The sequence below is a fragment of the Photorhabdus cinerea genome, assembly GCF_011189575.1.
GTDB classification, from domain to species: Bacteria; Pseudomonadota; Gammaproteobacteria; order Enterobacterales; family Enterobacteriaceae; genus Photorhabdus; species Photorhabdus cinerea.
In genome coordinates this window covers 54,601-75,754 of sequence record NZ_PUJW01000007.1, presented here as the reverse complement: position 1 = coordinate 75,754, position 21,154 = coordinate 54,601, and the positions used below count along the sequence as shown (strand labels likewise).

17 protein-coding genes and 2 tRNA genes are annotated in these 21,154 nt (G+C 45.3%); 16 read left to right on the top strand and 3 right to left on the bottom strand.

Annotated elements, in window-relative coordinates; all coding sequences use genetic code 11:
- Window positions 1–47: 47 nt before the first annotated feature.
- The 13 genes from secG (at window position 48) to C5469_RS08385 (ending at window position 12,924) form a co-directional block, all read left to right on the top strand.
- On the top strand, window positions 48–386 hold the full coding sequence (gene secG, locus C5469_RS08445) for a preprotein translocase subunit SecG (RefSeq protein ID WP_166304883.1): 339 nt from the start codon (window positions 48–50) through the stop codon (window positions 384–386).
- 58 nt (window positions 387–444) lie between these two features.
- Window positions 445–533 (top strand) — tRNA-Leu (locus C5469_RS08440).
- Between the two features lie 58 nt (window positions 534–591).
- Window positions 592–668: transfer RNA gene (locus tag C5469_RS08435), tRNA-Met, on the top strand.
- Window positions 669–878: 210 nt separating this feature from the next.
- Window positions 879–1,331 carry a ribosome maturation factor RimP gene (rimP, locus tag C5469_RS08430; RefSeq protein WP_166304880.1) on the top strand — a complete coding sequence of 151 codons (453 nt, stop codon included), beginning with the start codon at window positions 879–881 and terminating at the stop codon, window positions 1,329–1,331.
- A gap of 21 nt (window positions 1,332–1,352) precedes the next feature.
- A complete protein-coding gene (nusA, locus tag C5469_RS08425; RefSeq protein ID WP_166304877.1) occupies window positions 1,353–2,861 on the top strand; it encodes a transcription termination factor NusA in 1,509 nt (502 codons plus the stop codon).
- A 24-nt stretch (window positions 2,862–2,885) separates the two neighbouring features.
- Complete coding sequence (gene infB / locus C5469_RS08420; protein ID WP_166304874.1) at window positions 2,886–5,615, top strand: translation initiation factor IF-2; 2,730 nt, start codon at window positions 2,886–2,888, stop codon at window positions 5,613–5,615.
- Window positions 5,616–5,679: 64 nt separating this feature from the next.
- Complete coding sequence (gene rbfA, locus C5469_RS08415; RefSeq protein WP_054480212.1) at window positions 5,680–6,090, top strand: 30S ribosome-binding factor RbfA; 411 nt, start codon at window positions 5,680–5,682, stop codon at window positions 6,088–6,090.
- Window positions 6,090–7,037: a tRNA pseudouridine(55) synthase TruB gene (gene truB, locus C5469_RS08410; RefSeq protein WP_166304871.1), complete on the top strand. Its 948-nt coding sequence runs from the start codon at window positions 6,090–6,092 to the stop codon at window positions 7,035–7,037. Before rbfA ends, truB begins: the two co-directional genes overlap by 1 nt.
- A 124-nt stretch (window positions 7,038–7,161) precedes the next feature.
- A complete protein-coding gene (gene rpsO, locus C5469_RS08405; RefSeq protein ID WP_166304868.1) occupies window positions 7,162–7,431 on the top strand; it encodes a 30S ribosomal protein S15 in 270 nt (89 codons plus the stop codon).
- 247 nt (window positions 7,432–7,678) lie between these two features.
- Window positions 7,679–9,808 (top strand): polyribonucleotide nucleotidyltransferase, encoded by a 2,130-nt coding sequence (gene pnp / locus C5469_RS08400; protein ID WP_166304865.1) that lies wholly within the window; start codon window positions 7,679–7,681, stop codon window positions 9,806–9,808.
- A 125-nt stretch (window positions 9,809–9,933) separates the two neighbouring features.
- Entirely contained in the window at window positions 9,934–10,818 is an 885-nt protein-coding gene (gene nlpI, locus C5469_RS08395) for a lipoprotein NlpI (RefSeq protein WP_166304862.1), read from the top strand.
- 101 nt (window positions 10,819–10,919) lie between these two features.
- Entirely contained in the window at window positions 10,920–11,000 is an 81-nt protein-coding gene (yrbN, locus tag C5469_RS24440) for a protein YrbN (RefSeq protein ID WP_105394837.1), read from the top strand.
- Window positions 10,990–12,924, top strand: a complete 1,935-nt coding sequence (locus C5469_RS08385) for a DEAD/DEAH family ATP-dependent RNA helicase (protein WP_166304859.1) — start codon at window positions 10,990–10,992, stop codon at window positions 12,922–12,924. Before yrbN ends, C5469_RS08385 begins: the two co-directional genes overlap by 11 nt.
- Window positions 12,925–13,198: 274 nt before the next feature.
- Here the strand turns inward: C5469_RS08385 and C5469_RS08380 are convergent, their stop codons facing one another.
- The 3 genes from C5469_RS08380 to C5469_RS08370 form a co-directional block, all read right to left on the bottom strand.
- Window positions 13,199–15,001, bottom strand: coding sequence for a carbon starvation CstA family protein (locus C5469_RS08380; protein ID WP_166304856.1), 1,803 nt, complete (start codon window positions 14,999–15,001; stop codon window positions 13,199–13,201).
- Window positions 15,002–15,172: 171 nt separating this feature from the next.
- Window positions 15,173–15,889 (bottom strand): two-component system response regulator BtsR, encoded by a 717-nt coding sequence (gene btsR / locus C5469_RS08375; protein WP_166304853.1) that lies wholly within the window; start codon window positions 15,887–15,889, stop codon window positions 15,173–15,175.
- Between the two features lie 2 nt (window positions 15,890–15,891).
- Window positions 15,892–17,589: a sensor histidine kinase gene (locus C5469_RS08370; RefSeq protein ID WP_166304849.1), complete on the bottom strand. Its 1,698-nt coding sequence runs from the start codon at window positions 17,587–17,589 to the stop codon at window positions 15,892–15,894.
- Window positions 17,590–17,824: 235 nt separating this feature from the next.
- On the opposite strand from C5469_RS08370, the gene C5469_RS08365 reads away from it, so the two are divergent.
- The 3 genes from C5469_RS08365 to C5469_RS08355 are packed head-to-tail and all read left to right on the top strand — an operon-like array spanning window position 17,825 to window position 21,098.
- A complete protein-coding gene (locus C5469_RS08365; protein ID WP_166304846.1) occupies window positions 17,825–18,796 on the top strand; it encodes an HlyD family secretion protein in 972 nt (323 codons plus the stop codon).
- A gap of 11 nt (window positions 18,797–18,807) precedes the next feature.
- Window positions 18,808–19,953: an ABC transporter permease gene (locus C5469_RS08360; protein ID WP_166304843.1), complete on the top strand. Its 1,146-nt coding sequence runs from the start codon at window positions 18,808–18,810 to the stop codon at window positions 19,951–19,953.
- Entirely contained in the window at window positions 19,953–21,098 is a 1,146-nt protein-coding gene (locus C5469_RS08355) for an ABC transporter permease (protein WP_166305152.1), read from the top strand. Before C5469_RS08360 ends, C5469_RS08355 begins: the two co-directional genes overlap by 1 nt.
- Window positions 21,099–21,154 lie beyond the last annotated feature (56 nt).

The following is a 21,154-nucleotide window of genomic DNA, read 5'->3' as shown; positions in this document are numbered from 1 at the left end:
TAACCACCTAGATTGTGGTAAACCCCACGAGGATACAGGTACAACATATGTATGAAGCTCTTTTAGTTGTTTTCTTGCTAGTTGCTATCGGGCTGGTTGCCTTGGTTATGCTACAGCAGGGTAAAGGTGCTGATATGGGTGCTTCCTTTGGTGCGGGTGCGTCTGCGACATTGTTTGGTTCGTCGGGTTCAGGTAACTTCATGACCCGTATGACCGCGATTTTTGCCACCCTGTTTTTCATTATTAGTCTGGTGCTTGGTAATATGACTAGCAACCAAACTGGTACGAGCAGTAAGTGGGAAAATATTGGTGAGCCCGCTAAAGTCGAGAAATCAACAGAAATTCCGACAGCGCCAGCAGCACCAAATAGTGACATTCCCCAGTAATCGTCACAAAAGAGAATTAAAGGTGAGGTTGTCAGTTGGTAGATTGCCTCATATCAGTGCCGAGGTGGTGAAATTGGTAGACACGCTACCTTGAGGTGGTAGTGCCCACACTAGGGCTTACGGGTTCAAGTCCCGTCCTCGGTACCATTATTCAGATAGCTTGCGTTTTCACAGTTATCGGCGTAATATTTGCCACGTTTTCGAACGCGGGATGGAGCAGCATGGTAGCTCGTCGGGCTCATAACCCGAAGGTCGTCGGTTCAAATCCGGCTCCCGCAACCACTTCTAAATAAGATGCACCTTTTTGAATGAAATAATTCAGCAATATTTAAGATATTGGTCCTGATTCGAAGGGTGCATGGAATGGGTGGTTGAAGCCGCTGGCAGCAAACAGGGTCCAGTTGCATAAAGCCCCGAATTTCGGGGTTTTTTGTTATTTGACAACAGAACTACTGGGCTAATAAGCCCTTTTTTTATGTCTTGGGGGTGGGCTTGTCCACATTAGAACAAAAATTAACAGCGATGATTTCAGCACCAGTTGAAGCTTTAGGCTTTGAATTAGTTGGCTTAGAGTTTATTCGTGCGCGTGTTTCTACACTGCGGATCTATATTGATAGTGAGAATGGTATCACTGTTGATGATTGTGCTGATGTTAGCCACCAGGTCAGTGCGGTATTAGATGTCGAAGATCCTATCTCAGCGCTTTATAACTTGGAAATTTCTTCACCTGGCTTGGAGCGCCCGTTGTTCACTGCTGAACATTACCAGCGTTTTATTGGTGAGGAAGTCAGTCTGGTTTTACGTATAGCAATGCAAAACCGTCGGAAATGGCTGGGCATTATCAAAACTGTCGACGGAGAAATGATCACGGTTACGGTGGATGGAAAAGATGAAGTGTTCGCACTGAGCAACATCCAGAAAGCGAACCTGGTACCCCACTTTTAAAGTTCGGATGAGGCAACTAGGATGAATAAAGAAATTCTGGCTGTTGTGGAAGCGGTTTCCAACGAAAAATCCCTTCCACGCGAAAAAATCTTCGAGGCGCTGGAAACAGCACTGGCCACAGCCACCAAGAAAAAATATGAACAAGATATTGATGTTCGTGTCAGTATTGATCGTAAATCTGGCGATTTTGATACTTTCCGCCGTTGGTTAATTGTTGAAGAGGTAACTCAGCCGACTCGTGAAATTACGCTGGAAGCGGCTAGATTTGAAGAGCCTGAAATTGATTTGGGTAGTTATACCGAAGATCAAATTGAATCAGTAACATTTGATCGTATTACAACACAAACGGCTAAACAGGTTATCGTACAGAAAGTACGTGAAGCTGAACGCGCTATGGTTGTTGACCAGTTTCGTGAGCAGCAAGGTGAGATCATCACCAGTGTGGTTAAAAAAGTAAATCGTGAGAATATCACTCTTGATTTGGGCAATAATGCTGAAGCAGTTATCCTTCGCGAAGATATGTTACCAAGGGAAAATTTCCGTCCAGGTGACCGCGTGCGTGGTGTACTGTATGATGTTCGCCCTGAAGCACGAGGTGCGCAATTGTTTGTCAGCCGTTCCCGTCCGGAAATGCTGGTTGAACTGTTCCGTATCGAGGTTCCGGAAATTGGTGAGGAGCTTATCGAAATTAAAGCTGCCGCCCGTGATCCGGGTTCCCGCGCTAAGATCGCAGTAAAAACTAATGACAAGCGTATCGATCCAGTTGGTGCTTGCGTTGGTATGCGTGGCGCGCGGGTACAAGCCGTTTCCAGCGAGCTGGGCGGCGAACGAATTGATATTGTATTGTGGGATGATAACCCTGCTCAATTCGTTATTAATGCTATGGCTCCGGCTGATGTTGCATCTATTGTTGTTGATGAAGATAAGTGCACGATGGATGTTGCCGTTGAAAGCAACAACTTAGCTCAGGCTATTGGTCGTAATGGTCAAAACGTACGCCTGGCTGCGCAGTTGCTGAAAAAACACCGTGGTGATGACAAGTGGGAATTGAATGTCATGACTGCTGAGGAGCTGCAAGCAAAACATCAGGCAGAAGCTCACGCTTCTATTGATACATTCACTAAGCATCTCGATATTGATGAAGAATTCGCTACTGTTCTGGTCGAAGAAGGTTTCTCAACTCTGGAAGAATTGGCCTATGTACCAATCAATGAGCTTCTGGAAATTGAGGGCCTTGATGAGGAAACTATCGAAGTCCTGCGTGAACGTGCGAAAGCTGCTTTAACTACTCTGGAACTGGCTCAGAAAGAAAGCCTCAGTGATAAACAACCAACTGAAGAGTTGTTAAATCTGACTGGCATGAACCGCACTTTGGCATTTGACCTAGCTGCCTGTGGCATCTGTACGCTGGAAGATCTTGCCGAGCAGGGTATCGACGACCTATCTGATATTGAAGGTTTGAATGATGAGAAAGCAGGCGAGCTCATCATGGCTGCCCGTAATATTTGTTGGTTTGGCGATGATGCGTAATAAACTGTAGCAGGAAGGAACAGCATGACAGATGTAACCGTAAAATCACTGGCAGAAGAGATCCAGACTTCGGTTGATCGTCTGGTACAGCAATTTGCTGATGCAGGGATTAAAAAAACCGAAGCTGATTTTGTCTCTCAGAAAGAAAAAGAAGCTTTACTGGCACATTTGAATCGTGAGCAAGGTGGTTCAGCTGGTAAACCCGATAAACTAACATTACAGCGTAAAACACGTAGTACACTAAATGTTTCAGGCACCGATGGTAAAAGCAAACCGGTAGCCGTTGAGGTCCGCAAAAAGCGCACATATGTGAACCGCGATGCAATTGAACAGGCTAAAGCGGAAGAACAAGCGAAGCGTGAAGCGGAAGAGCAAGCACGGCGTGAAGCAGAAGAAAAAGCGCAACGCGAAGCCGAAATAGCAGCGAAGAAACTTGCTGAAGATCAGGCTAAACGTGAGGCAGAAGAAAACGCCAAACGTGAAGCAGCTGAAAAAGCTAAACGCCAGGCAGCGGAAAATGAAAAAGTGACCAATCAACATACCGAACATAGACAAAAACCAGCTCAGACTGATAAAACAGCTCAAAATGAAAAAGCGCGTCGCGAAGCAGAAGCTGCTGATCTTAAGCGTAAAGCAGAAGAAGAGATGCGCCGTAAGGTAGAAGAGGAAGCTAAACGTGTTGCTGAGGAAGCTCGTCGTATGGCTGAGGAGAATCAGGATAAATGGTCAAGTGATTCAGATTCCAGCGATAACGATGATTATCATGTGACTACCTCTCGCCACGCCCGTGCTGCTGAGGATGAAAACGATGCCAAAGTTGAAGGTGATCGTCGTGCTCGTAGCCGTAGTGGTAAAACTACCCGTCAGAAGAAAAATAATAAACATTCAGAATCCAAAGCAGATCGCGAGGAAGCCCGTGCAGTTGGCCGTACAAAAGGCAAGCAGCGCAAAACCAGTACATTACAACAGAGTTTCAACAAGCCTGTAGCAGCCGTTAACCGTGATGTTGTGATTGGTGAAACGATTACTGTTGCTGAGTTGGCTAACAAAATGGCTGTTAAAGGTTCTCAGGTCATCAAAGCCATGATGAAAATGGGTGCAATGGCAACTATCAACCAGGTGATTGATCAGGAAACTGCACAACTGGTTGCTGAAGAAATGGGCCATAAGGTCATCCTGCGTCGTGAGAATGAGCTGGAAGAAGCGCTGATGAGCGATCGTGATACAGGTGAAGCTGTCGCTGAACCTCGAGCACCGGTTGTTACCATCATGGGGCATGTTGACCACGGTAAAACTTCTCTTCTGGATTACATTCGTTCTACGAAGGTTGCTTCTGGTGAAGCCGGCGGGATTACCCAGCATATCGGTGCTTACCACGTTGAGACTGAAAGTGGCATGATTACTTTCCTGGATACTCCGGGGCATGCTGCATTTACTTCAATGCGTGCACGTGGTGCGAAAGCTACTGACATCGTGGTTCTGGTTGTTGCTGCTGATGATGGTGTGATGCCTCAGACGATTGAAGCTATCCAGCACGCAAAAGCAGCGAATGTTCCTGTGGTTGTTGCGGTTAACAAAATCGATAAACCAGAAGCTGATCCAGATCGTGTGAAAAGCGAGCTTTCTCAGCATGGTGTTCAGCCTGAAGAGTGGGGAGGTGAAACTCAGTTTATCAATGTATCTGCTAAAGCCGGTATCGGTATTGATGAGCTGCTAGACGCAATCTTATTGCAGGCTGAAGTTCTTGAACTGAACGCTGTTCGTTCTGGTATGGCTAGCGGCGTTGTCATCGAATCATTCCTAGATAAAGGTCGTGGCCCAGTTGCAACAGTACTAGTTCAAGAAGGTACTTTAAATAAAGGCGATATCGTACTTTGTGGTTTTGAATATGGACGAGTTCGCGCAATGCGCGATGAACTGGGTCGTGAAGTATTCTCTGCGGGCCCATCTATTCCAGTGGAAATCCTTGGCTTGTCCAACGTACCTGCGGCTGGTGATGAAGCAACCGTTGTACGTGACGAGAAAAAAGCCCGTGAAGTGGCTCTTTATCGTCAGGGTAAATTCCGTGAAGTTAAGCTGGCTCGTCAACAGAAATCTAAACTGGAAAACATGTTTGCTAACATGGAAGAAGGTGAGGTTTCTGAGCTGAATATCGTTCTGAAATCTGACGTTCAGGGGTCATGTGAAGCGATTCGCGAAGCATTGGAACAACTGTCTACCAATGAAGTGAAAGTAAAAATTATTGGTTCTGGTGTAGGCGGTATTACAGAAACTGACGCTACACTGGCTGCTGCTTCTAATGCAATTATTCTAGGTTTCAACGTTCGGGCCGATGCTTCTGCGCGCCGTGTCGTTGAAAATGAAAACCTGGATCTGCGTTATTATTCTGTCATTTATAGCCTGATTGATGAAGTTAAACAGGCGATGAGTGGTATGTTGTCACCTGAATATAAACAGCAGATCATGGGCTTAGCAGAAGTTCGCGATGTGTTTAAGTCACCCAAATTCGGTGCGATAGCCGGTTGTATGGTGACTGAAGGTACTATTAAGCGTAATAACCCAATTCGCGTACTGCGTGATAACGTGGTGATCTACGAAGGTGAGCTGGAATCCCTGCGCCGCTTTAAGGATGACGTTAACGAAGTTCGTAATGGTATGGAATGTGGTATTGGTGTTAAGAACTACAATGACGTTCGTGTCGGTGACATGATAGAAGTATTTGAAATAATTGAAGTTAAACGTTCTATCGCTTAATTCCTACCGCTGGTTAATTTCATTGTTGGGGGGCTTATGCCCCCCAATGTCAGGAGATACAACAATGGCAAGAGAATTCAGTCGTACTCAGCGTGTTGCACAGGAAATGCAAAAAGAAATTGCCATCATTTTGCAGCGAGAAGTAAAAGATCCACGGATCGGTATGGCAACTGTTTCTGGTGTTGAAGTTTCACGTGATTTGGCTTATGCCAAAGTTTTCGTCACTTTTCTAAATGTGCTGACTGAAGAGCATGATTCTGATGTGGTGAAAAACGGTATTAAGGCATTGAATGAAGCATCTGGTTTTATACGTTCTCTGTTGGGTAAAGCAATGCGTTTGCGTGTTGTACCGGAATTGACATTTTCCTACGATAATTCCCTAGTAGAGGGGATGAGAATGTCTAATCTGGTCACTAATGTCGTGAAGGATGATGAACAGCGTCGGGCTTCTGCGGATCGCAAAGAGGAGAACTAATGGGGCGTCGTCGTCGCGGTCGTGATATACATGGTGTGCTGTTACTGGATAAGCCGCAAGATATTTCTTCTAATGATGCACTGCAAAAAGTAAAACGTATTTTTAATGCCAGCAAAGCTGGCCACACTGGTGCGTTGGACCCATTGGCAACGGGTATGCTACCGGTTTGTCTCGGTGAAGCGACTAAATTCTCCCAGTTCTTACTTGATTCCGACAAGCGTTACCGGGCAGTGGCTCGTCTTGGTCAGCGAACTGACACATCTGATTCACATGGGCAGATCATTAGTGAGAGAGCAATTCAGCTAGATCAAGCTCAGCTTGATGATGCTTTGAATAAATTCCGTGGTAATACCATGCAAATTCCCTCTATGTATTCTGCACTGAAACATCAGGGAAAACCATTGTATGAATATGCCCGTCAGGGTATTGAAGTAGAACGAGAAGCTCGGCCAATTACGGTTTATGAATTACAGTTTATCCGTTGGGAAGAGGATGAGCTGGAATTGGAGATACACTGCTCGAAAGGAACTTATATTCGTACCATTATTGATGACTTAGGCGAGTTATTAGGTTGTGGTGCTCACGTTATTTATTTACGCCGTTTGCAGGTAGCGAATTACCCAAATGATCGAATGGTGACACTTGAGCAATTATATGAATTGCAAAAGCAGGCCGAAGATCGGGAAATACCTGTGGGCGAATTAATTGATCCATTGTTATTGCCAATGGATAGTGCAGTTGCTCATTTTCCTGAAGTTAATTTACTTCCAGTCGTTGCGTCTTATTTTAAACAAGGCCAAGCAGTGCGAAGTGCCAAATCTTTGGCTCTAGTTGAAAGTATGGTACGCGTAACTGAAGGTGATGAACGGAAATTCATCGGCATTGCTGCTATTAATGATGATGGGCTTGTTGCTCCCCGTCGTTTGGTTGTTGAAAGCAGGGACTAGGGTATTTGGGGTCATCTTGCGCTTAACTTATTTGCGGCGTAGAATGGCGCAGCTATATGTTGGGCGGCTGAATTAGAGATCGGCACCCGTGATTTTAATTTATATATTTTTTTGGAGTTGTAATATGTCTCTAAGTACTGAAGCAAAAGCGCAAATTATTGCGGAATTTGGTCGTGATGCGAATGACAGTGGTTCTAGTGAAGTACAGATTGCTCTGCTGACTGCGCAGATTAATCACTTGCAAGGCCATTTTTCAGAGCATAAAAAAGATCACCATAGCCGTCGTGGTCTGCTGCGCATGGTTTCTCAGCGCCGCAAATTGCTGGACTATCTGAAGCGTAAAAATGTGACAAGTTACACTGTGCTGATTGGGCGTCTCGGCCTGCGTCGCTAATCAAGCAAGTTTCAGCGGAAAGGGGCCATATATGGCCCCTTTTCTTCTGAAAAACCATCATTATGTAGCAGCATAAGAATGCTGATGGTGGTTTTTGGTAAGGCTCTTCGGTTACAGAGGTTCGCGCGGCTAATGAGAGTGCTTAAGGGAGTAAGTTCTGTCATTAGTCGCGAGGATGTGGCATGAAGAGATCATTCATTGTTGCCTGCTAACATATAAAAGGCAACGTTAACGAAAGGATATTATTTTGCTGAGTCCGATTGTTCGTAAATTTCAATATGGTCAACATACCGTTACTATCGAAACAGGTATGATGGCTCGCCAGGCCACAGCTGCTGTTATGGTAAATATGGATGACACTGCTGTATTCGTCACTGTTGTTGGTCAGAAAAAAGCAAAAGCTGGTCAGGATTTCTTTCCACTGACTGTTAACTATCAGGAGCGTACTTACGCTGCTGGCCGTATTCCAGGTAGTTTCTTCCGTCGTGAAGGCCGCCCGGGAGAAGGTGAAACGTTGGTAGCTCGTTTGATTGATCGTCCTCTGCGCCCTCTATTCCCAGAAGGTTTCCTGAACGAGGTTCAGATCGTAGCAACTGTTGTTTCTGTTAATCCACAAGTTAACCCTGATATTGTTGCAATGATTGGTGCTTCTGCTGCACTAGCACTTTCTGGTATTCCATTCAATGGCCCAATTGGCGCCGCTCGTGTTGGTTATATCAATGATCAATATGTACTGAACCCAACCAGTGATGAGCTGAAAAATAGCCGTTTGGATCTAGTGGTTTCAGGTACTGCTGGTGCTGTACTGATGGTTGAATCTGAAGCAGATCTGTTAACTGAAGAACAAATGCTGGGCGCGGTGGTGTTTGGTCATGATCAACAACAGGTGGTTATTGATAACATTAATGCGTTGGCTGCGGAAGCGGGCAAAGAAAAATGGGATTGGGCGCCAGAACCTGTTAACCAAGAATTACATGATCGGGTCGCTGCATTGGCAGAAAGCCGTCTGGGTGATGCTTATCGTATCACTGAGAAACAAGAGCGTTATGCTCAAGTTGATGCTATCAAAGATGAAGTTTCAGCAGCATTGTTGGAACAGGATGAAACTCTGGATGAAGCCGAAATCCATGAGATTTTAGGTAGCTTAGAGAAAAATGTTGTTCGCAGTCGTGTTTTACGTGGTGAACCACGTATTGATGGTCGTGAAAAGGATATGGTTCGTGCGTTGGACGTACGTACTGGTGTTCTGCCTCGTACCCACGGTTCTGCATTGTTTACTCGTGGTGAAACCCAGGCTTTGGTTACTGCGACTTTGGGTACAGAACGTGATGCGCAAATCATTGATGAGCTGATGGGTGAACGCACAGATCGCTTCCTGTTGCACTACAACTTCCCTCCATACTCTGTTGGTGAGACAGGTATGATTGGTTCGCCAAAACGTCGTGAAATTGGTCACGGCCGTCTGGCTAAACGTGGTGTATTGGCAGTTATGCCAAAAGCTAATGAATTCCCATATACTGTTCGTGTAGTTTCTGAAATTACTGAATCAAACGGCTCATCTTCAATGGCATCTGTTTGTGGTGCATCTCTTGCACTGATGGACGCAGGTGTACCGATTAAAGCTGCTGTTGCTGGTATTGCAATGGGGCTGGTGAAAGAAGGGGATAACTTTGTTGTTCTGTCTGACATTCTGGGTGATGAAGATCATTTGGGAGACATGGACTTTAAAGTAGCTGGTAGCCGTGAAGGTGTTAGCGCTCTGCAAATGGATATCAAAATTGAAGGTATCACTCGCGAAATTATGCAAGTTGCTTTGAATCAGGCAAAAGGTGCACGTTTGCATATTCTGAGTGTAATGGAGCAGGCAATTCATTGCCCACGTAATGATATTTCTGAATTTGCACCACGCATTCACACTATCAAGATTAATCCTGACAAGATCAAAGATGTTATCGGTAAAGGTGGCTCAGTTATCCGTGCGCTGACTGAAGAAACCGGTACTACTATTGAAATCGAAGATGATGGTACAGTGAAGATTGCTGCAACTGATGGCGAAAAAGCAAAACATGCAATCAGCCGTATTGAAGAAATTACTGCGGAGATCGAAGTTGGGCGTGTTTACACTGGTAAAGTAACCCGTATCGTTGATTTCGGCGCATTTGTTGCTATCGGTGGTGGTAAAGAAGGTCTGGTACATATTTCTCAGATTGCTGATAAACGTGTTGAGAAAGTGGCTGATTATTTGCAGGTAAGTCAGGAAGTATCAGTTAAAGTACTAGAAGTTGATCGCCAGGGCCGTGTTCGTTTGAGCATTAAAGAAGCAACAGCGGGTACAACTGTTGAGGAAGCATCACAGGTACCACAATCAGCAGAATAAATTTGATGTCATAAACGGTGTCTTGTAAAAAAGCGCCGTTTAATAGACTCAAGGGCAGGAGGCCCAATAAATGCAAGATGGGTGATAGGTCATTCTTATCAATGTCTGACTTTCGGGAGTAGGAAATGAATTTTTTTCTGCGCTGGTGTTATGCTGTAGCAATACTTATTTTAACAGGATGCAACAGCAAGGATTGGCGTAAAAACGAAGTTTTTGCTATTCCGTTACAACCTTCATTGCAGCAGGAAGTCATTCTGGCTCGTATGGAACAGATTCTCGCGAGTCGGTCATTGACAGAAGATGAGTACGCACAGCTTTTATATGAGAGAGGTGTGCTGTATGATAGTCTCGGGCTGAGGGCTTTGGCACGGAATGATTTTTCTATTGCCTTATCTATTCGCCCTAATATTCCAGAGATTTTTAATTATCTGGGGATTTACTTTACGCAGGCTGGCAATTTTGATGCCGCCTATGAAGCGTTTGATTCTGTATTAGAGCTTGATCCAACTTACAATTACGCGCGTCTGAACCGCGGCATCGCGTTGTATTACGGTGGCCGGTATAAGTTAGCGCAGGATGATCTGCAGGCGTTTTATCAAGACGATCCAAATGATCCCTTCCGTTCGTTGTGGTTATACCTGGTGGAAAAAGAATTTTATCCTAAAGGAGCGATGGTAAACTTGTCGCAACACTATGAAAGAGCGAACCGGGGGCAATGGGGCTGGAATATAGTTGAATTCTATTTAGGCAAAATCAGTGAATATACATTGATGGATCGCTTGAAAGAGAATGCAACGGATAACACTTCGCTCGCTGAGCATCTCAGTGAAACTGACTTCTATTTAGGTAAACATTACCTAAGTCTGGGGGACAAGGATAGCGCATCTGCGTTATTCAAGCTGACGGTGGCTAACAATGCACATAACTTTGTTGAGCACCGCTATGCATTGTTGGAATTGGCGCTGTTAGGCCAGGAACAAGACGACCTATCAGAATCGGACCAGCAATAGCTGACGAACATTTCGAGATCGATTTGCAAAGTCCATCATCTTGACCGATGAGGGCTTGTTTGTTCGTTTAATTACATACTTTGAGCCAGTTCACATTTTAAATGAAAATGACCGAAATTTTTTTCGATGCGTTATGTAGGCTGGCCGCCATAACTAATGAGGCACCATTACATGACCACTGAAACTGAAATCTCCTTTGCTGATCTGGGTTTATCAGCACCTATTCTTTCTGCACTGGAAGATCTTGGCTATGAAAAGCCATCTCCAATCCAGCAACAATGTATCCCCCATTTATTAAATGGTCGTGATGTGCTGGGTATGGCCCAGACCGGCAGTGGTAAAACGGCGGCATTCAGCCTGCCTTTATTGCATAACATTAATGCTGAGCTGAAAGCTCCGCAGATCCTTGTGCTGGCACCGACCCGTGAACTGGCGGTACAGGTAGCTGAAGCATGCGCAGATTTTTCTAAGCATATGCGTAATGTGAATGTTGTTGCACTATATGGTGGACAACGTTATGACGTTCAATTACGCGCTTTGCGTCAGGGGCCACAAATTGTTGTGGGTACACCAGGTCGTCTTCTGGACCATCTGAAGCGTGGTACTTTGGATCTTTCTAACCTGAGCGGTTTGGTTTTGGATGAAGCAGACGAAATGCTGCGCATGGGCTTCATTGAAGATGTTGAAAACATCATGAGCCAGATCCCCGCAGAGCACCAAACTGCGTTGTTCTCTGCAACTATGCCAGAAGCTATCCGCCGTATTACTCGCCGTTTTATGAACGATCCGCAGGAAGTGCGTATTCAGGCGAGTGTAACTACTCGTCCTGACATCAGCCAGAGCTATTGGTCTGTTTACGGTATGCGTAAAAATGAAGCATTGGTGCGTTTCCTGGAAGCTGAAGATTTTGATGCTGCGATTATTTTCGTGCGTACTAAAAATGCAACGCTGGAAGTGGCAGAAGCACTGGAGCGTAGTGGTTACAATAGTGCGGCCCTGAACGGTGATATGAACCAGGCACTGCGTGAGCAGACACTGGAACGTCTGAAAGATGGTCGTTTGGATATTCTGATCGCAACGGATGTTGCAGCGCGTGGTCTGGATGTTGAGCGTATCAGTTTGGTTGTTAACTATGATATTCCAATGGATGCGGAATCTTATGTTCACCGTATTGGTCGTACAGGTCGTGCGGGACGTGCTGGCCGTGCATTGCTGTTTGTAGAGAACCGTGAACGCCGCCTGTTACGTAACGTTGAACGTACAATGAAGTTGACTATCCCTGAAGTTGAACTGCCGAATGCCGAGTTGCTGAGTCAGCGCCGTCTGGAAAAATTTGCAGCCAATGTGCAACAACAGCTGGAAAGCAGCGATCTGGAGCAGTACCGTGCTCTGTTGTCCAAATTGCAACCTGCGGAAGATTTGGATATAGAAACTCTGGCAGCGGCGTTGTTGAAAATGGCACAAGGTGAGCGTCCGTTGATTCTGCCACCAGACCCGGTTCGCCGTCCTCGTCGTGAGTTCAACGAGCGTGATGATCGTCGCCGCAATAGTTTCGATGATCGTGGTGAGCGAGGTGAACAACGTGGTGATCGTCCTCGCCGTGAGCGCCGTGATGTTGGTGACATGGAGCTGTACCGTATTGAAGTGGGTCGTGATGATGGTGTTGAAGTTCGTCATATCGTTGGTGCGATTGCTAACGAAGGCGATATCAGCAGCCGTTATATTGGTAACATTAAACTGTTTGCAACTCATTCTACAATTGAGCTGCCAAAAGGTATGCCAGGCGACTTGTTGTCTCACTTTACCCGTACTCGTATTCTGAATAAACCAATGAATATGCAGTTAATGGGTGATGCGCAACCATCTGAACGTCGTGAACGCCGTGGTGGCCCACGTAACGGTAACAGTAATGGCAATGCTCCTCGCCGTGATCGTGAGAATTTCAACGGTGGTGGCCGTCGTTTCAGCGGTGAACGCCGTAGTGGAGAAGGTCGTGGTGGTGAAAGTCGCGGTGAAGGCCAAAGCCGTAGCAATTTCCGTGGTCGTAGCGATGAGAATGGTTCATCTACTCCACGCCGTCGTTATAACAACAGCAACGCGCAGTAATTGACTGATATTTGAATGATAAAACGGCTCCTTTTTACAGGAGCCGTTTTTGTTGCCAATGCACTTCAATCTACCGAGTGTTTCAATTGTGGTATGTTCAGTCTTCTTGGGGAATTTTTCCTTTTAGTTATCATTGTATTCGTTACTTTCTTAATCAAGTTAATGTAGTCATAACTATTCCTTAAGAACACTCATTATGTGATGTAAATATTTCTGTAGTAGAAAAAGCTGCTCTACACAAAGAAGCAGCTTTTGATGTTTATATGAAGGAAAATCAGTTAATCAGTACTCCGACAGGATTGTTTGCACTACGTGCGCGCCATAGTTTCAGCCATTGCATGATAGAAGAAACCATAATCACTACGCCGAGGATAACCATCACAATGGAGATAGTCCCGTTGAAGATATTGAAACCTTTTGCTGCGGAGTTGAAATAAACATGCTTCACCATCCAATAAGCAGCGTAGTTTACCGTAACATACAGGTAAGTCAGCGGGATCAGACAGGTAAGCATATACCAGCGTTTTTCAGACAGACGCAGGATAATTGTTGCACCAATCATCAGGCCGATAGATGCCATCAGTTGATTGGATACACCAAATAGTGCCCAAACTGAATTGATATCACCGGAATTCAGCAGATAACCCCACAGTAAACAGGCAGCGATACTGCAACCGACCGAACCTGGCAACCAGTCGAGGCGTTTCAGTGGTGCCCAGATATCGCCCAGAAAATCTTGCAGCAGATAGCGGGCAACACGTGTACCAGAGTCAACAGCTGTCAGGATAAACACTGCTTCGAACATGACGACGAACTGGAAGAAATAGGATGCCAATTGGTTGAACCAGGGGATACGGGTGAAGATATCCGCCATACCCACTGCTAGGGTTACTGCACCACCAGTACGGCCATACAGATCCAGACCAATTTCCTGACTGAGTGTTGGCAGGTGGACAACATCCATACCCAATGTGGCGAAGACTTCCGGGGCGGAGTTAATAGCGAAATAGTCAGCAGGATACAGGGATGTCGCAGCGATCAGCGCCATTACACCAACAACACATTCTGCCAGCATTGCGCCGAAGCCAACTGGCAGAATATCACTCCACTTATCAATCTGTTTTGGTGTCGTACCAGAACCGATAAATGCGTGGAAACCAGAAATTGCACCACAAGCGATAGTGATAGAGATAAACGGCCATACCGGTCCAGCCAGCACCGGGCCATTGCCATGAATAAATTCAGTCACTGCCGGGAATTGGATCTCTGGGTTAATAAAGATCACACCCACAACCAGCGCACCGAATACACCAATTTTCATAAAGCTGGAGAGATAGCCCCGTGGGGTCAGTAGCATCCAGACAGGCAGGGCGGTTGCGAAAAATGCATAGATTGGCAGTGCCATGCTGACGGTGGATGTTCGCAGACTCAGCCATTCACCGAAAGCAGATTCCTGAATATAAGGGCCGATGAGCACACAAGCCATAATGGTGATAATGCCTACCCAGGTTGCTCCGCGCATATTGCCGGTAAAGCGTTCCCACAGGCCGACCCCGATGGCTACCGGGATGGTCATAAATACTGCAAATGTTCCCCAGGGGTTACGTTCTAATGCGTGAACCACCACCATAGACAGACCTGCCATGGTAATCGTGATGATGAACAACATTGCAAGGCCGGTACACCAGCCCGCAACCGGGCCAAGTTCTGCTTTGGCAACTTCTGACAGAGATTTACCGCGATGTTTCATTGAAGCGAATAGAACAACAGTATCGTGTACAGCACCGCCGATGACACAGCCGATTAATAGCCATAACATACTGGGCAGATAACCATATTGAGCGGCTAATACTGGGCCAACCAGAGGCCCTGCGGCTGCGATTGCTGCGAAGTGGCTACCGAAATTCACCCATTTTTTCGTGGGAACATAATCTTTGCCGTCTTCCAGTAAATGCGAAGGTGTCACTTCACTGTCATCAGCTTTCAATACTTTCTTAACGAAGAATACGCCGTACAAGCGGTAGCAGATAACTAGGATACACAACGTCGCAATAACAAATGTGAGAGCGTGCTGCATTTCTCTTCTCCTGAGGGCTATAATTTTTTATTCCCATCTTGTCACTGTTAAATGAAGTCGTAAGGGATAGTCTGAGTGAGTGGTTGTATGGCGAGTTAAGTGGTTAGATTCAGCAGGTAAGCGGTGAGTTGAAATTTACTAACCTGCTGAAGATGTGATGAGTATCACGCATTACTTCAAGCCTAATGCCTCTTTCAGCGGTTTCAGATAGCGGCGGCTGACAGGAATAGTTTGACCATTACGTAAAATCAGTTCGGCTTGTCCGTTATCACCAAACAGGATTTCGCGCAGATGGGTCATATTGACCAAATATTGACGATGATTTCTCATCAGCGGTGTACGGGTTTCCAGTGTACGAAGCGTCAGTTCAGTGAATCCTTCTTGCCCGTTGGTACACATAACATAGACTCCGCTTGGGCGGGAAGTGACATAAAGTACCTCATCCTGTTGAACCAGCCAGATCCGGCTGTGGCCTGTGCATGGGATATATTTCAGCAGCTCTTCTGCTTTCAGTATGGAAATATCCTGTTTCTGATGTCCTTGTCGCAATCGTTGTAAAGTTTTGGTCAGACGGTTTTTTTCCAGTGGTTTTAATAAATAATCAAATGCGTGCTCTTCAAACGCTTGTATTGCATATTCATCAAATGCGGTCAGGAAAACGATATAGGGGCGGTGCTCTGGATCGAGCATACCTACCATTTCTAATCCGGTGATACGTGGCATCTGGATATCCAAAAACACAACATCCGGTTTCAGGCGATGTATGGCCCCAATAGCCTCAACGGCGTTAGAGCATTCGCCAATAATTTGGATATCCCGCTCTTCTTCCAACAAACAACGCAGGTTTTCTCGCGCTAGCGGTTCGTCATCAACAATTAATATATTCATGCTCACACAGTTTTATCAGCCTCTTTATTTAATGGTAAACATAAAATTACGCGGGTAAATTGTTCTGGCTGGCAATCTATTTGCACACCATAATTTTCACCATAGCGAAGTCGCAGCCGTTTATCCACTAGGCTCATTCCTAGTCCATCCCCCATAGAAACTGACTTATAAAGACCCGCATTATCTTCCACTTCCAATATCAGCAATCGATCCTGTTGATAAGCCCGGATGGTAATCCTACCGGTTTCCAGTAATTGTGAGGTGCCGTGTTTGATCGCATTTTCTACTATTGGTTGGAGGGAAAAAGCAGGCAGTTTTGCGTGAAGCAGAGATTCCGGCAGTTCAATAGTTATTTGCAGGTGATCACGGAAACGGGCCTTCTCAATTTGTAAGTAAGCATTCACATGCTCTATTTCATCAGACAGAGTGACAATCTCTTCTGACCGTTTCAAGTTTTTACGGAAGAAGGTTGAGATATATTGTACTAACTGACCAGCCTGATGACTGTCCCGTCGGATCACTGCTTGCAGGGTATTTAAGGCATTAAATAAAAAGTGAGGATTCACTTGCGCGTGAAGCAGCTTAATCTCTGACTGGAGCAGTGATTGTTTGTTACGTTCATATTGTCCGGCGAGGATTTGGGCAGATAACAGGCTGGCAATACTTTCCCCCAAGGTGCGATTGATTGAGCTAAATAGACGGTTTTTGGCTTCGTAAAGTTTAATTGCTCCGATAACTTGCTGATTTTCTCCCCGTAGTGGAATGACCAGGGTGGAGCCTAGTTTGCAAGCTGGATTGATTGAACAACGGTAAGGTATTTCATTGCCATCGGCATAAACCACTTCATTATTTTCAATCGCCCGGCGGGAGTGCTCTGAGGAAATAGGTGTTCCAGGAAGGTGATGATCTGAACCGATACCGATAAACGCCAGCAGTTTTTCCCTGTCTGTAATGGCGACGGCTCCAATTTCCAGTTGCTGATAAATAACTTTTGCTACCCGCATACTGTTATTTTCATTAAATCCTTTTCGCAAAATACCCTCAGTATAGACAGCGATTTTCAGTGCCTGAGCAGAAAATGCACTGGTATATTTTTCAAATATGGCACGCCGGTCAAGCAAGATACGCATGAACATGGCTGAACCAATACTATTGGTTACAATCATCGGGGAGGCGATATTTTTTACCAACGCTAATGCTTCACTGTATGGGCGGGCAAGTAGCAGTAAGATGCCCATCTGTATCATTTCAGCGCAAAACGTGACGATAGCGGCTGTCCAGGGATTAATTAGACGGTTTATTTGACCACGTTTCATCAGATAGCTGTGAATAATGCCACCGATTAAACCTTCAACAATGGTTGATATCATACAACTGAAAGCGGTCATCCCGCCCAGAGAATAGCGGTGCAGCCCTCCGGTTAAGCCAACCAAAGCACCGACGCCTGGTCCGCCCAGAAGTCCGCCAAGCACAGCGCCAATAGCACGGGTATTGGCAATGGAATCACCGATATGCAGACCAAAATAAGTCCCCATAATGCAGAAAATGGAGAAAATGACATAGCACAGCAATTTATGAGGTAAACGCACTGTAACTTGTAACAGTGGAATAAACAGAGGTGTTTTACTTAGCAGCCAGGCGATCACCAAATAGACGCACATCTGCTGTAGTAATAACAACACAAGGTTAAATTCGTACATGGTTTTTCCGGCAGGATGGTGAATGTTGCTAGTTTACAGAAATAGCTAAATAAGATTATCAAAAGTTTATTTCAAGTAGTTCAATATTTGACAAGAATCATAAACCACTACACTATTATAAAGACTTATTCTTTACGTCAGTGATTATACGCACAAATATATAAGAAATTTTCTACAGAATAATGTGAAGATGCTATTAGTTTCAGGTTGAGCAATTTTGGGTGTGTAAGACATAATGAAAAAAAGAACACTTTTTACGATCTTACTGGTTATCTTGCTCACAGCAATGGCTGTGTTATTTCGTTCTCATAACCAATATTTATTGTTGCAAGGTGAAGTTGATGCGCCGGAAGTGATTGTGGCATCTAAAGCCAAAGGCCGGGTGATCGTGCGCCACGTCGAGCGGGGAGATGATGTCAAAACTGGTCAGCTGCTGATCACGCTTGAAAGCCCTGAATTACTGGCTCAAGTCGCCTCATTGGAAGCTGCCCGTGATCAGGCTAAAGCCCAGTTAGAGCAATCTCTGCATGGTACGCGTGAAGAAAGTCTCCGGAATCTGGAAGCGGGTTTGGCACAGGCTCAGGCTGAATATGATAATGCGGTACGTGAATATAACCGTATTCAGAACATCGCGTCTAAAGGTTATGTTTCACGCAATGAATTGGATAACGCCCGCAGAAGCAGGGATGTTTCCTATCAAAAAATGCAGGGAGCAAAAGCTGCGTTAGATGAAGGTATGCATGGTGACCGGATTGAGCTACGCCAGAAATATGCGGCGGCTCTGCGTCAGGCTGAACAGCAACTCATTGAGTTACAAACCCAGAAAGAGGATTTACAGGTTAAAGCGCCAGTCGAGGGTGAGGTTGGGCCGATTCCGGCAGAAGTGGGTGAATTATTTAATGCCAACAGCCCGCTGGTGACATTAGTTCGTGTCTCGGAAGCCTATTTTATTTATAACTTGCGGGAAGACATTCTGGCGAAAGTGCGCAAAGGGGATAAAGTTAAACTCCGTGTTCCTGCACTGGGTGATAAAGAGATTGAAGCAGAAATACGTTATATCGCCCCGATGGGAGATTACGCAACCAAACGCGCGACTCGTGCAACCGGTGATTTTGACCTAAGAACCTTTGAAGTTCGTTTGTTCCCCTTACAGCCGGTTGAAGGCTTACGCCCTGGTATGAGCGCCTTGTGGCGTTGGGATAAATAGGTGACTTGCTGATGAGGGGCAAGGTTGCATGGCGTGGGTTTGAACGCGCTTTTAGTCAAGAGATTCGGGCTACGATCCGCAGTCCGGTTTTTCACTGGCTAAGTTGGTTATTCCCTTTGATGCTGTTTGTGCTAATCAGCGCTAACTTTTCAGAAGGGACGTTGCTCAATCTGCCGGTATCGGTAGTGGATAATGATCATAGCCCGTTGTCACGTAGTCTGATCCGTAATCTGGATGGCGCTTCTCATGCGCAGATTAAATCCTACGATGGCGGATTGCATGAATCTCTTGAACGGCTTGGCAACGCTAAGGATTACTCTCTGCTTTATATCCCGAATGATTTTGAGGCTGATGCTCTCCGGGGGTACCAGCCAACAGTTCGTATGTATTACAACGCATTGTTTTATGGTGCCGGAAGTTATTCTATTCAGGATTTCAGTGGAGTAATGGCGGAGATCAATGCGAAATACCGTTCCGTACTGGCAACGGAGATGGGGCGCCAGTTACCTCCGTTGGCTAATGTCACACTCGCTTATGACAGTCTTTTCAATGCCAGTGGTAGTTACATTTATTATCAGCAGTTTGCGGCCACTATCCATTTGTTACAGCTTTTTGTTGTGACTTGCACGATTTACAGTATGGCCCGTAGCAGTACGCTGATGACAATGAAACCGTTTACCTTCGCCCTGTTGGGAAAACTGGCACCTTATACCCTATTTTTTACTCTGTTGTTGATTGTGGAATTGGCGGCGTTGATTGGGGTATTTGATGCAAAAGTGAATGGTAACCCAATATATATGGTAATAGTGGGTTTCTTCTACGTTATTGCTGCTCAAAGTATTGGCATGTTGCTATTTACTTTCACTAACAGCGTATTAACAGCTTACAGTCTGATTGGAGTACTGGTAAGTATCGCGATGACCTTTTCAGGTATGTCTGTACCAGAATTATCAATGATATTGCCAGCGAGGATAATTGCCAATCTTGAACCTTTGACCCATGCCTTGAATGCGATGTTTGATATTTTTCTGCGTGAGGTTTCTTTACTGGGTATTTTATCTGTTTGTGCTTCGTTACTGATTTATCCGCTCGTTTGTTCCCTGCTAGTGCGTAACCGGTTATTGAAACGGCTTAGACTGCCACAAGGCGGTGAATGATGCAGATGTATTGGCAGACTTTTCGCCGGGTGTTAATGGGAATGCTGGAAAAACCTATGTGGATGTTGATGCTGGCTTCCCTGTGTCTGATGAGTTTGGTGTATGTTCGGCCAACAGTATGGGATCTGCCCGTTGCCGTGATCGATCAGGATCACAGCTTCGCCAGTCGTGCTCTGATACGTCAGCTTAACTCCACGGCTAAAATTGCTGTCCACAGCTATGACAATCTGGCTGATGCCCGTCACGATCTGCTATTACGTGAAATTTTCGCGATCATCATCATACCGGCGGATCTGGAGAAAAAGATCCTTAATGGAAAAAATATCACCTTCCCAATTTATGGAGATGCAACGAGTCGTCTTGCCAATGGGCAAATTCAGCAAGAGTTGACTTCAGCCCACCGGCAATTGTTGAGTGAATATAACAGCAAATTACTACTGAAATATGGTTTTAGTCCTGAACAGGTAAAGTTATTACTGATGCCAATTCGTAGTGAAATTATTGGATTGTTCAACCCGGGTGTTAGCTTTGCTGCAATTACCTTTCCTGGTTTGTTGGTGATGTTGTTGCAACACTCTTTGCTAATATCTTGTGTGCGGGTCAGTATTACGATGCGCAGTACACCGAAAGGTAAACCCCCATTACCCGTCTATTTAGGTGCATTGTCGGCGTTATTACCAATCTGGCTTTTCCTCTCCATCATATTTTTTGTTCTTTGGCCGTGGGTATTGGGATACCGTCAGGAAGCGTCTATTCCTCTGTTATTAATGCTGACTTTCCTGTTTATGCTGTCGGTGTTTGGATTGGGGAAGCTGGTAACAGAATGCATGCGCAGTGTAGAAATGATCTATTTAACGATCGCTCTTCTTACAACGCCTGTGTTCTATATTTCCGGCACCATTTGGCCGGTACAGGCAATGCCTGATTGGGTGAGGGCAATCTCTTCTGCCTTACCATCCACTTGGGCGACAAAAGCGATTGCAGGTGTTAACCAAATGGGGCTGCCATTACAAAATGTACTGGGAGATATTGCTATGATGCTAATCCTTGGCGTGGTTTATATGCTATTAGGAATTCTGATCGGGATGGTACGAAATGGTGAATTCAGGAAAATAACCTATTATTTGCGTAGAATATTTAGGTAATAATTCCATATTTTTATTTTCCATATAATTGAATTTTATTATATAAGCTGCGAAAC

Excerpts from the sequence above, each read along its gene's own strand:
- secG (WP_166304883.1), top strand. The coding sequence starts at position 48 with ATGTATGAAGCTCTTTTAGTTGTTTTCTTGCTAGTTGCTATCGGGCTG.
- nusA (WP_166304877.1), top strand. The coding sequence starts at position 1,353 with ATGAATAAAGAAATTCTGGCTGTTGTGGAAGCGGTTTCCAACGAAAAA.
- infB (WP_166304874.1), top strand. The coding sequence starts at position 2,886 with ATGACAGATGTAACCGTAAAATCACTGGCAGAAGAGATCCAGACTTCG.
- rbfA (WP_054480212.1), top strand. The coding sequence starts at position 5,680 with ATGGCAAGAGAATTCAGTCGTACTCAGCGTGTTGCACAGGAAATGCAA.
- truB (WP_166304871.1), top strand. The coding sequence starts at position 6,090 with ATGGGGCGTCGTCGTCGCGGTCGTGATATACATGGTGTGCTGTTACTG.
- rpsO (WP_166304868.1), top strand. The coding sequence starts at position 7,162 with ATGTCTCTAAGTACTGAAGCAAAAGCGCAAATTATTGCGGAATTTGGT.
- nlpI (WP_166304862.1), top strand. The coding sequence starts at position 9,934 with ATGAATTTTTTTCTGCGCTGGTGTTATGCTGTAGCAATACTTATTTTA.
- yrbN (WP_105394837.1), top strand. The coding sequence starts at position 10,920 with ATGAAAATGACCGAAATTTTTTTCGATGCGTTATGTAGGCTGGCCGCC.
- C5469_RS08385 (WP_166304859.1), top strand. The coding sequence starts at position 10,990 with ATGACCACTGAAACTGAAATCTCCTTTGCTGATCTGGGTTTATCAGCA.
- C5469_RS08380 (WP_166304856.1), bottom strand. The coding sequence starts at position 15,001 with ATGCAGCACGCTCTCACATTTGTTATTGCGACGTTGTGTATCCTAGTT.
- btsR (WP_166304853.1), bottom strand. The coding sequence starts at position 15,889 with ATGAATATATTAATTGTTGATGACGAACCGCTAGCGCGAGAAAACCTG.
- C5469_RS08370 (WP_166304849.1), bottom strand. The coding sequence starts at position 17,589 with ATGTACGAATTTAACCTTGTGTTGTTATTACTACAGCAGATGTGCGTC.
- C5469_RS08365 (WP_166304846.1), top strand. The coding sequence starts at position 17,825 with ATGAAAAAAAGAACACTTTTTACGATCTTACTGGTTATCTTGCTCACA.
- C5469_RS08360 (WP_166304843.1), top strand. The coding sequence starts at position 18,808 with ATGAGGGGCAAGGTTGCATGGCGTGGGTTTGAACGCGCTTTTAGTCAA.
- C5469_RS08355 (WP_166305152.1), top strand. The coding sequence starts at position 19,953 with ATGCAGATGTATTGGCAGACTTTTCGCCGGGTGTTAATGGGAATGCTG.